General features: G+C 28.8%; 9 protein-coding genes and 1 pseudogene. 3 read left to right on the top strand and 7 right to left on the bottom strand.

Annotated elements, in window-relative coordinates; translation table 11 throughout:
- Positions 1-32 precede the first annotated feature (32 nt).
- Together KQ44_RS09650 and KQ44_RS15420 are read right to left on the bottom strand one after the other, a co-directional pair.
- Complete coding sequence (locus tag KQ44_RS09650; RefSeq protein WP_096737217.1) at positions 33-1,538, bottom strand: sodium:solute symporter family protein; 1,506 nt, start codon at positions 1,536-1,538, stop codon at positions 33-35.
- A gap of 12 nt (positions 1,539-1,550) precedes the next feature.
- Entirely contained in the window at positions 1,551-1,676 is a 126-nt protein-coding gene (locus KQ44_RS15420; protein ID WP_276307038.1) for a hypothetical protein, read from the bottom strand.
- Positions 1,677-2,105: 429 nt separating this feature from the next.
- Here KQ44_RS15420 and KQ44_RS09645 point away from each other — a divergent pair, with 429 nt between their 5' ends.
- The 3 genes and pseudogenes from KQ44_RS09645 to KQ44_RS15075 all read left to right on the top strand — a co-directional run.
- On the top strand, positions 2,106-3,092 hold the full coding sequence (locus KQ44_RS09645; RefSeq protein WP_096737216.1) for a P1 family peptidase: 987 nt from the start codon (positions 2,106-2,108) through the stop codon (positions 3,090-3,092).
- Between the two features lie 245 nt (positions 3,093-3,337).
- The gene (locus KQ44_RS09640) at positions 3,338-3,580 is read left to right on the top strand and encodes a helix-turn-helix transcriptional regulator (protein ID WP_096737215.1); all 243 of its coding nucleotides are present in this window, start codon (positions 3,338-3,340) and stop codon (positions 3,578-3,580) included.
- Positions 3,552-4,244, top strand: a pseudogene (locus tag KQ44_RS15075) (MamI family restriction endonuclease); the annotation flags it as partial. The gene KQ44_RS09640 and the pseudogene KQ44_RS15075, both read left to right, overlap by 29 nt.
- A gap of 38 nt (positions 4,245-4,282) precedes the next feature.
- Here the strand turns inward: KQ44_RS15075 and KQ44_RS15070 are convergent.
- From KQ44_RS15070 to KQ44_RS15065, 5 genes are all read right to left on the bottom strand, one after another.
- Positions 4,283-5,386 (bottom strand): site-specific DNA-methyltransferase, encoded by a 1,104-nt coding sequence (locus KQ44_RS15070; RefSeq protein WP_096737213.1) that lies wholly within the window; start codon positions 5,384-5,386, stop codon positions 4,283-4,285.
- A 79-nt stretch (positions 5,387-5,465) separates the two neighbouring features.
- Positions 5,466-7,571, bottom strand: a complete 2,106-nt coding sequence (gene ftsH / locus KQ44_RS09625) for an ATP-dependent zinc metalloprotease FtsH (RefSeq protein WP_096737212.1) — start codon at positions 7,569-7,571, stop codon at positions 5,466-5,468.
- A gap of 49 nt (positions 7,572-7,620) precedes the next feature.
- Positions 7,621-8,307, bottom strand: coding sequence for an NlpC/P60 family protein (locus KQ44_RS09620; protein WP_096737211.1), 687 nt, complete (start codon positions 8,305-8,307; stop codon positions 7,621-7,623).
- A gap of 96 nt (positions 8,308-8,403) precedes the next feature.
- Positions 8,404-9,003, bottom strand: coding sequence for an NlpC/P60 family protein (locus tag KQ44_RS09615; RefSeq protein WP_096737210.1), 600 nt, complete (start codon positions 9,001-9,003; stop codon positions 8,404-8,406).
- Between the two features lie 208 nt (positions 9,004-9,211).
- Complete coding sequence (locus KQ44_RS15065; RefSeq protein ID WP_240516579.1) at positions 9,212-9,373, bottom strand: hypothetical protein; 162 nt, start codon at positions 9,371-9,373, stop codon at positions 9,212-9,214.
- Positions 9,374-9,424 lie beyond the last annotated feature (51 nt).

Here is a 9,424-nt window from a genome sequence, read left to right as displayed (position 1 = left end):
AGATATAATTTCTGCTTAATTTTTTATATGTTTTATATAGTCTCTTCAGCTTCTTCTATTTTTTTTCTATCAGTTTGAATATTATTCTTGCTTTCTTTTATCTTTTCTTCTTCAGGTATTCTTTTCATACCGTTAGTTATAAAACCATATACTACATAAACCCCAGAACCTATAAGTCCTGCGAATATAGGAGCTTCTACCCAGCCTATATTAAGTTTTAATATAAATATAGTACTTGTTATCAACCCCACAATCATAGATAAAAGTGCAGATGTAATATTAGCTTTTACAATAGTTCTCATCATTATAGGACCTACAAACATAGCTATAAGTCCGCCTGTTCCTATATATGCTATTTTATTAAGCATTCCCTGAGGGGCAAGATATGTAAGTATAAGTCCCCATACACCAGTAAATATTACTCCGATTCTGTTAGTCATAGGACTGCTTTTTTCTGGTTTATTTGTAATAGATACTACCAAATCATGAGAAAGCGAAGAGGCTAGAGCCTGCAAAACAGAACTTATAGTTGAAAGCATAGCAAATAATATAAACAGTATTATCATACCTCCTATTGCAGGGTGAAGATATGTTGTTAAAAATACAGGCATAGCACTGTCTGGGTTTTGTAAATTAGGATTTTTGTAAAACATATAAAGTCCTGCTATAGGTACCAAACTTAGTATTATCCCCATAGGTGCCATATATAAAGACATTAATGGTATATTTACATTTTTCTTAAATGACAAGAATCTTACCGACATGTAGGGTAGGGTTGTAGTAAATAAAAATGCATATATAAAAACTAAAAATACACTGTATTTAGCATTACCATAAGGAACAGAAGTATCAGGATTAATAAACTCTGGTTTTATTTCTCCTACTTTTTGAATAAGTTCAAGCATAGGTATATCTTTTACAATGGTTAAATAAACTATTATAGAAGCAATTAACATTCCTATACACATTATAGTATCAGTTATTGCGACAGCCAAAAGTCCGCCCTGAACAGTGAATATAATTATTACAATCATTAATATAATTGAAGCAGTATGTTCAGATATTCCAAGCCATTGAGATCCAACTAAACCTATAGCTCTTATTTGACCTATTATATAAACAGATAAAAATACAAAAGTAGCAACTCCTCCAAAGCCATGAACTATTCTTTTTTGTTTATCGCTGCCATGATGAGTTTTAGCAATATATTCTGGTACGGTAAATCCGCCGCTTTCTTCAGCTCTGTTTCTCATAAAGCCTGCAAAAAATAAAGTTCCGAAAGTAATAGCAGGAGCAAAGAAGAAATTAGCAAATATTTCTATAGCTCCATAGGCATATGTTGTACCTGGAGATCCTATAAATCCCCATCCGCTGTACCCTGTAGCCATTAATGTGCCTGCTCCCACAAAAGCACCTATTGATTTAGCTCCAAGTAAAAAACCTTCTGAAGCTCCCTCTTTAATTTTTAACTGCGACCAGTAACCTACTGCTATAAGGGCAATAGAAGAAATTATCAATATAACCCAATTTGTAATCATTTTTATTATCTCCTAAATAACTATTTTTTTAATTTTTTTACTATTTTTTAAAGCTCTTAAAATGCATGCTGTAATAGGCACTATCATTAATATTACACAGCCATAAATAAAATAATCCATAAGCCATGAACCTGTCATAATTTACTCCTTTAATGATGAATTAATACTTAAAGTAATAATCTATTAATATATTTTGGTTTATTGTAAGTTTTATGAATATTATCAATTATTTTTTTGCGTATGATATAAAAAAATAATTAATTTTTATTTGATAAAATAAAAGGTACTCTATCACCTTAATAGAGCTAATGTATGATATGATACTTCATTGATAGAAGAAGAATATTTGTTAATGTTTAGATATTTCATTATTAAATACTCCAAAATTGATGCATATATAAAAAGTTATAAAAATGCCCAATCAAGTAAAACATAATATTTCTACTTAGCGTAAGTATACAACTTTTAATTTTTTTGTCAACTAAAAAAATTATACAATTATATCAATTTAGTATATAATATCGCCATATATTTATAAAAAAATTAAATAAAATTAGGACATATTTTATGAAAGAGATAAAAATAACAGATATAGAAAATATCAAAATAGGCAATGCTCAGAATAAAGAAGCAGCAACAGGATGCACAGTTATAATATGTGAGCGAGGTGCTGTTACTGGACTTGATGTTAGGGGAGGTGGACCTGCTTCAAGAGAAAGCGAACTTACAAAACCATTTGCTTCTGCTGAAGTTATACATGCTGTACTTTTAAGCGGAGGAAGTGCTTTCGGTCTTGATGCTTCTGGAGGAGTTATGAAGTATTTAGAAGAAAGAAATATTGGTTTTGATGTAGGAGTTACAAAGGTTCCTTTAGTTTGTCAGTCTTGCATATTTGATTTGCGTGTTGGAGATTATAGAGTCCGTCCCGATATTAATATGGCTTATGAGGCTTGTATTAATTCTGAAAGTAATAATCCTAAAATGGGTAATTATGGAGCAGGTACTGGTGCTAGTGTTGGAAAAATACTTGGTGCTGATTATGCTATGAAGTCTGGACTTGGTTTTTATGCAGTTCAAGTTGATGATGTTAAGGTGGGGGCTATAGTATCAGTTAATGCTTTTGGTGATATTTATGATTATGACAGCGGTAAAATGATTTCAGGGCTTCTCAATGAAAACAAAGATGGATTTAGAAGTTCTGAAGAGGAGCTTATAAAAATAACGCAGAATAATAATTTATCTTTCACTTCTAAAAATAATATAGTTACAAATACCACAATAGGAGCTGTAATAACCAATGCCAAGTTTACAAAGTCCCAAATGGGAAAAATAGCTTCTATGGCACATAACGGTTTTGCTAGGGCTATAAAACCAGTACACACTACAGTAGATGGAGATAGTATTTATGCTATGAGTGTCGGAGATATTAATGCTAGTTTAGATTCTGTTGGAACTCTTGCTGCAATAGTTATGGGAAGGGCTATTAATAGTGCTGTTAAAAATGCTGAGGCTTCTTATGGTTTTAAATCTTATAGAGATATAATAAAAAATTAAAAAATTAATTTAAACATTTTATTAAAAACAAACTGAAGTGCTTATTAAATTTGACTCTTCTAGTTTTTTAATTTTGTCTAATAAAAAAATAGATTTGGGGTGGGCGGGCAGAATAGATTAATAAAAATATAATATATATTGTTGTAATTTTGTATTTTTATACAGTTAGTAATTTTATTTATATTAATTCATTAATTGTTACTTATAGTCTATTGATTTTATTAATTAATTATATAAAGTAATGTATGATCAAAAAACAAGTAGGTAATAGAATTAAAGAATTAAGATTAAAAAGAAATATCTCTCAAGAAAAATGTGCTTTTAATGCTAATATTGATAGAAGTTATTTAGCTAGCGTTGAAAATGGAAATAGAAATATATCTATAGTAAATCTTAATAAAATATGTAAATCTTTTAATATCACTTTGACTGAATTTTTTGACTCAAATATTTTTATTGATGATATTAAAGATGATGAAACCAGATAAAAAACTTATTTCAATTAATAGTAGTGAAGAAAAAATAATAGAATTTATATATGATATGATTGTTTATCCAAGAAAAAAAGCACATTATTGGTCTCAAATTACAAATCAAACTCCAAATCTAAAAATAGGTTATACATTTCAACATTTAGCTTCACTAATAACAGGAATGAAGGGTACAGCAACTGGAGCTAGAGGTGATGACTTAATTGATAAATCAGAAGTAAAAGGATGTAATAAAATTGATCAATCTGATAAATGTATGGATTGTAAAAATAATGTTTTGAGAATATATGATAATTGTAAAGTATGCGGTTCAAAAAATATAAAAAGGAATAATGATTCTAAATGGTTAATATCTATAAGGACACGTGATGAATTGAATATGGCTTTAAATGAAACTCCTCGTTTTATCTTTATAGTTTCAGACTACAAAGAATTTAAATCAAATAATTTTAATGATTTACGTATTAGGGCTTTTGAAATATGGTTAAAATCTGATAGGAATAAAAATTTTAGGACTTTATTGGAAAATTATTATAAGTATCTTTATGAAGCCCATAAAAAAGTAGATAATAATTCTAATCCAGCACCAAAAAATTTATTTCCAGATAATTTTCCTTTCTATATGTGTAATCCAATAAAAACTTTTGAATGTAATATAAACAATAGTTTATCAGATAATCCTGATATAAGAATAATACATTATGTAAAACCTGATATTGATAGAACTAAAATTGAGTCAGAAAATATGCCAATAGAATTATTAAATACTAAAGAAAAGAATATATTAAAATCTAATAAAATAGATATAAAAAATCTATCTTTTATAGATGAAAAAATGAGAGCTTTATTATCTTTGAGAGAAACTGATAAAAATATGAAAAACAACAGTAAAAAAACTACATAAGGTTTAAAATAATTCTTTTGTATATTTGAGTTCATCAATCTTTTTTTTATATTGTTTATATATTTACTTTCTATTTCTATAGAAATAGAATTTCTATTTGTATTATTACAAGCAATTAAAGTAGTACCACTTCCTGCAAATGGATCTAGTACATTATCATTAATATTTGAACTAGATCTAATTATTCTTTCAATTAATTTCAGTGGTTTTTGTGTTGGATGATATCTTTCTTCTGAATAAAAATCTATATCATCCCATACATCAGTTATTCCCATTTCAACATTAAATGTTTGTGCTATTTTATTGTAAGGTATATCAAATTTCAAAATTTTTTGCAATTTATCCCAAATTTCATATGTAGGAAATTGTTCACACACATTATTTCCTGTGTATATACTCCACATTCCTCCACCATTTGATTTTACTCCTATAGCTTCGTTAATTTCTTTAGAAGTTAATCCTAAAATTTTTTGCCTATTTTTTAATATTGATTTAGAATATGGTATATTGTTTTTTATTAAAAATAGTATACTTTCAGTAACATTTGGATACATTTTATAATTTTTTGTAGCTCTTCCAGCAATCGATTTTATTCCTTTATTAATTATAATTTGCTGCCTAATACTAAACCCTATCTCTTGTAAATATTGTATCAATAGTGATAATGTTCTAAAATATCCAAATATGTAAAATGATCCACCATATCTTAAAGTTCTATATACTTCTTTAATCCATATTTTTGACCATTCTATATAGTCGTTTTCTGTTTTCCATTTATAATCCCATTTTTCATTTATCACTTTCCAATATGGAGGATCAGCAATTGTCAAATCAAAATAATTATCTTTGAAATATGCCAGTTCTCTAATACAATCACCATTAATAATTTCTGAATTCACATTTTCCCCATTTATAATGGATAATAAAAGTTCTAGTTTTATATTAAAATCTAGAACTTTTATTAATTAAATTAAATATTTATTCTTCTGTTGTTTTTTTCTTTTTAGAAGAAGATACTTTTTTTACACTAGATTTTTTTATTGATTTAACTTCTTCTTTGTTTTCTGCTTTCACTTTAAGAGGAGAGTTAAATACTTCTTCTTTAACGCTTTTTACTTCTCCCTCTTGATAAGCAGAAGGGTCTTCAAGCTCGTCAGTTCCCCTTTTAGGGTCTTTACCAGCATAAACTAATTTGTCTTTAACTTTATCCAATTTTACTTCGCATATTCTCTCTATATCTTCTATATCGAGAGATTCTTTTTCAAATAATTCTCTAGATAAAGCCTCAAACTTATCAGCATTTTCAGCTATTAATTTTTTAGTTCTTTCGTATGCTTTCATTACAAACTTATGAACTTCTTCATCTATTTTCTGAGCAGTCTCTTCGCTGTAGTCTTTATGTCTTGCTATTTCTTTACCCAAGAATATAGGCTGTTCTTTTTGTCCGAATGATATAGGACCAAGTTTACTCATACCCCATTCGCATACCATTCTTCTTGCAAGTTCTGTAACTCTTTCTATATCATTAGAAGCACCAGTAGTAACAGAATCTTCACCAAATTTGAACTCTTCAGCAACACGTCCTCCAAGAAGTAAAGACATTTCATCAACAGCCTTTTTTCTTTGAAGAGTATATCTTCCGTCAGAAGGCAATGTCCAAGTAGCACCTAAACTTCTTCCTCTAGGAACTATAGTAACTTTATGCAAAGCATCAGTATTTTGAAGAAGAACTGCCATTAAAGTGTGACCTGCTTCATGATAGGCTGTATTTAATTTTTCTTTCTCGCTTATCAAAATACTTCTTCTTTCAGGACCCATCATAACTTTATCTCTTGCCTCTTCAAAGTCAGAAAGCTCTACTCTTGGTTTATCATTTCTAGCAGCAATTAAAGCAGCCTCATTAACCATATTAGCAATATCAGCTCCAGAGAAACCAGGAGTAGCTCTAGCTAAATGATACAAATCTATAGAAGGATCATGCTGTATTTTTGAAATATGAACTTTAAATATTCCTTCTCTTCCCTTAACATCTGGCAAATCCACAACAACTTGTCTGTCAAATCTTCCCGGACGAAGCAAAGCAGGGTCAAGTACATCAGGTCTGTTAGTAGCAGCAAATATGATGATTCTAGTATCAGTATTAAAACCGTCCATTTCAACAAGCATTTGGTTTAATGTCTGTTCTCTTTCATCATGACCGCCGCCGTATCCTGCACCTCTAGTTCTTCCTACAGCATCAAGCTCATCTATAAATATGATACAAGGAGCAGATCTCTTTCCTTGTTCGAATAAATCTCTTACCCTTGAAGCACCAACTCCTACAAACATCTCAACAAACTCAGAACCAGACATACTAAAGAATGGCACATTAGCCTCACCTGCAACAGCTTTGGCAAGTAAAGTTTTACCAGTGCCAGGAGGACCTACTAATAATACACCTTTAGGTATTTTAGCACCTAGTTTAGTGAATTTACTAGCATCTTTTAAGAACTGTACAACTTCCTGTAATTCCTCTTTAGCCTCTTTACAGCCTTCAACATCTTTGAAAGTTACTTTTACATCTTCTTTAGTAAGAAGCCTTGCTCTGCTTTTACCAAAGCTCATAGCTCTGTTATTAGAGCCTTGTACCTGTCTGAACATAAAAAACCAAAGTAAAAATCCTATTAATAGTATTGGAAGCAAGTTTACAAGTATAAGACTCAGATAACTTGGTTTTTCAGCTTCTCCTCTTACCTTTACATTATTTTCTATAAGCAGATTAACAAAACCGCTTGCTGTAAAAGGTATATATGAGTAGAAGTTTATCTCTGTTATTTTACCATTAACAGTTTCAATAGCTTTTCCGTTTCTTATGTTTTGATCTACTATAGTTACTTCTTTGACAACCCCTTCTTTAACTTTTTGTACTACAGTAGAATAATCCCATTCCTCAGCTTTAACTTGGGGTGATTTTTGGAAATACATTATAGCCATTACTACAACCATAGTAAGAAGTAGTATAATGATTATTTGATTTCCGCCTCCGCCAGATTGCGGTATAGATTGTCTTCTATTGTTTTTGTTCTTTTTGCTGTTATTGTTCATGTATTCTCCAAATTTATCTTTTGTATTTATTTATAAATATACAAAGTAATTATTTTTCTGGTATATCCAATATAGTACCATAACTATTAAAACAGTGGGAAGCTAAAGCGTTAGCACCTCCTCCACTTTTAAGATAACTGTTTATTATTTTTCCGTCTTTTCTAGCAAGGTCTGGATATTTTAGGTTAATATATCCCAAAACAAGACCTTTACTTGTTGAGGCATGAATATAAGTTACAGTATCATCTTCATCTATATCTATTACTATACCTGCATGTGTGAGTTTTTTGGTGTCTGATGTAGTTCTATCAAACATTATTATATCTCCTACATTAGGCAGTACTCCGCTGTATATCTTTTTGTATTTTGATAAAGTGGCATATATAGTTTTTACGCCTCCAGAATCCAAAATAGCCTGCTTTTCAAATACTGCTATATTCGAAGTCCAATAAACTGCTGCTACATAACCTGAACAATCAAAATTGAAAGTTTTTTTCTCTTTTGAATTAGGGTGAGTTAATTGAGCTTTTTCATTATATTTATAATGTTTATTCAGATAAAAGTTAGCCCATTTTTTTATATCTTCTCTAACCTGAGCTTTTTGTTTATCCGTTATCTCTACACCGCTTTCTTTAAGCTGCTTTTGATACTCTTTATCATAGCCGTAAGTTTGAGCGAATGATATAGAAGATAATAACGTTATAAATAATATTAATACAGCAATATAAAAACGCATAAAACACACTCTTATAATAGAAAATTATTTTATAAGATATCAGCAAAAAGTCAATACAATTTACAATATTCTTATTTTATCATTTATTATTAAATTTTAATTTGGCTTTTCAAAAATAGTGCCATAACTATTAAAGCAGTAAGAGGCTAAAGAATAAGGTACTTTTCCTCCTCTAATGTAACTATTAATAACTTTACCGTCTTTTCTAGCTAAGTCTGGATATTTTAAATTCATGTATCCTAAAATAGGACCTTTACTCGTTGAGGCATGTATATATGTAATAGTTTCATCTTCATCAACATTTATTACTATACCAGAATGAGTAAGTTTTTTGTCTGGAGATGTAGTACCGTCAAAAAATATTATATCCCCTATATTTGGAAGAGTATTTTTATAAGTTTTATTTTCTTTTGATAATAGATAAAATATATTTGCAGTAGAGCCGCTTAATTTTATACTTGGTTTTTCAATTGCTGTAAAGTAAACCGCTGCTACAAATCCAGAACAATCAAAATTAACTTTTTTCTTTTCTTTTGTAAAAGGATTAGTAATAGTATCGCTTTGATTATACTTATAATGCTTATTCATATAATAATTAGCCCATTTTACTATTTCATCTCTTTCATTATTTTGTGAAAATAATACCTGTGTAAAGAAATACATCAGAGCTATAAAAACAGTAATATTGAAACGCATTATTAATCCTCCTATATAAAAATTAATTTTCTATTATAAATCGGATTTTTAATTATAAATAATAGTCTACATATTGTTATAATATAATTCTTTTATATTAAATTCTTCTGATTTAAGCCATTTTATCCTATATTGTATTGGAGTTATAATATTAAAAAATACAGATAAATACGGATAAGCATTTTGAAACTGTAGTGATAGTCTTGTTTTAAAGTAAAAAATTATTTTTTTGATTTAATTTATTTATATTAATTACTTCTATTCTATTAATTGAAGTAACATTTCTCATTAAAGCTCTAAGATTTGTATTTCTTATTTCACGCATAGTTTCAGAGTTTAATACAACATACTCTCTCGTGAAAAAAATCATAGTATATTTTTCTGTATAGATATATTTCTCTTACATTACTATCAATAAACC

The sequence above is a fragment of the Brachyspira sp. G79 genome (assembly GCF_002379365.1).
In the GTDB taxonomy this organism is placed as follows: Bacteria; Spirochaetota; Brachyspiria; order Brachyspirales; family Brachyspiraceae; genus Brachyspira.
Note: the sequence above shows the minus strand (reverse complement) of the source record. Positions and strands in the feature narration are given on the sequence as shown.

Bases quoted from the DNA above. Each gene is read 5' to 3' on its own strand.
- KQ44_RS09650 (WP_096737217.1), bottom strand. From the start codon at position 1,538: ATGATTACAAATTGGGTTATATTGATAATTTCTTCTATTGCCCTTATA.
- KQ44_RS15420 (WP_276307038.1), bottom strand. From the start codon at position 1,676: ATGACAGGTTCATGGCTTATGGATTATTTTATTTATGGCTGTGTAATA.
- KQ44_RS09645 (WP_096737216.1), top strand. From the start codon at position 2,106: ATGAAAGAGATAAAAATAACAGATATAGAAAATATCAAAATAGGCAAT.
- KQ44_RS09640 (WP_096737215.1), top strand. From the start codon at position 3,338: ATGATCAAAAAACAAGTAGGTAATAGAATTAAAGAATTAAGATTAAAA.
- ftsH (WP_096737212.1), bottom strand. From the start codon at position 7,571: ATGAACAATAACAGCAAAAAGAACAAAAACAATAGAAGACAATCTATA.
- KQ44_RS09620 (WP_096737211.1), bottom strand. From the start codon at position 8,307: ATGCGTTTTTATATTGCTGTATTAATATTATTTATAACGTTATTATCT.
- KQ44_RS09615 (WP_096737210.1), bottom strand. From the start codon at position 9,003: ATGCGTTTCAATATTACTGTTTTTATAGCTCTGATGTATTTCTTTACA.
- KQ44_RS15065 (WP_240516579.1), bottom strand. From the start codon at position 9,373: ATGATTTTTTTCACGAGAGAGTATGTTGTATTAAACTCTGAAACTATG.